Source organism: Neisseria sp. P0021.S007 (assembly GCF_051956855.1).
In genome coordinates this window covers 1-1,411 of sequence record NZ_JBQCXA010000066.1, presented here as the reverse complement: position 1 = coordinate 1,411, position 1,411 = coordinate 1, and the positions used below count along the sequence as shown (strand labels likewise).

Here is a 1,411-nt window from a genome sequence, read left to right as displayed (position 1 = left end):
GCCCTAGAAAGCCCGTTTGATTTCGACGCGCAAGGCGAACTCTACATTCCGCCCGTACACGCCAGCCCCAAAGACCCCGCCGCGCACACCGCCGCCATCGTCGAATGGCTGCCCAAGCTCATTTCGCCCACCGAAGCCATCGGCACACTCGTCCTGTTTTCCTCGCGCAAACAAATGCAGGATGTCGCCCTGCGCCTGCCAGAAGACTACCTGCCGCTCCTGCTCGTACAAGGCGAATTGCCCAAAGCCGTCCTCCTGCAAAAACACCACCAAGCCATAGAAGAAGGCAAAGCCAGCATCATCTTCGGACTCGACAGCTTCGCCGAAGGACTCGACCTGCCCGGCACCGCCTGCGTTCAAGTCATCATCGCCAAACTCCCCTTCGCCATGCCCGACAACCCCATTGAAAAAACCCAAAACCGCTGGATAGAACAGCGCGGCGGCAACCCCTTCATCGAAATCACCGTCCCCGAAGCCGGCATCAAACTCATCCAAGCCGTCGGCCGCCTCATCCGCACCGAACAAGACTACGGCCGCGTAACCATTCTCGACAACCGCGTCAAAACGCAGCGATACGGCCAACAATTACTAGCCAGCCTGCCGCCGTTTAAAAGGATAGGTTGAAACTCATAAAAAGGTCGTCTGAAATCCGAAATCCGTTTTCAGACGACCTCAACACAAACACAATCAACACATACCATGAACAAACTCACTTTCATCGCCCTGCTTATCCCCCTGCTGATTTCCTGCGGTTCGGCATCTCCCAACATGCCCGACCGCGATTACGTCCAAACCCATCCCGCACCCAAAGCATTCGACCCCAACCGCACCCAATACACCTGCGCGACTTGGACACCACCGTCCCCGCCCGATGCCGAATCCCATCTTTGGTATCGCGCTGCTACCCTGCTTGATGCCAAAGACTGGCGTATGAATAAAGAGGAATTTCAGGACATGATTGTCTTGTACGAAGCGGCGGCATCAAAGGGGCATTATCAGGCAATTAACAATCTCTACCTGCTCTACACCCATGTTCAAGGTTCGACCGGCATTATGTACAACCCCTTGCACAACCGCGCCCGCAAATGGCTGCACTACGGTCTAGACAAAAACTGGGCAATGGCAAACTACTGGCTGTTTGACGCTTTGTATGAAGGTAATGCAGGCTATCGCCGTAATCCGCAACTTGGTCTTGCCTATTTGCAAAAGGCTGTGGATTTGGGCGTGCCGCTGGCGCAATATGAGTTGTCTTTAATTTACGATAAACAGTTTAATAATAAAAAGGTTCGAGAACTGTTATTGAGCTGTGCTGCGAAGCAAGGGTTTTCTACCGCAATGAACAGATTAGGTGTGATATATTCAATACGCGGCAACCTAAAAGAGTCCTTACAATTAATGCATAATGCTGTAC

Annotated in this window: 2 protein-coding genes; both read left to right on the top strand. The window is 52.7% G+C overall.

What is annotated here, in order from left to right; all coding sequences use genetic code 11:
- Positions 1-624 (top strand): helicase C-terminal domain-containing protein (locus ACTHUR_RS11100; protein ID WP_440398609.1); only part of this gene is annotated, 624 nt, incomplete at its 5' end.
- A gap of 75 nt (positions 625-699) precedes the next feature.
- A partial coding sequence (locus ACTHUR_RS11095; RefSeq protein WP_440398608.1) for a tetratricopeptide repeat protein occupies positions 700-1,411 on the top strand: 712 nt, incomplete at its 3' end.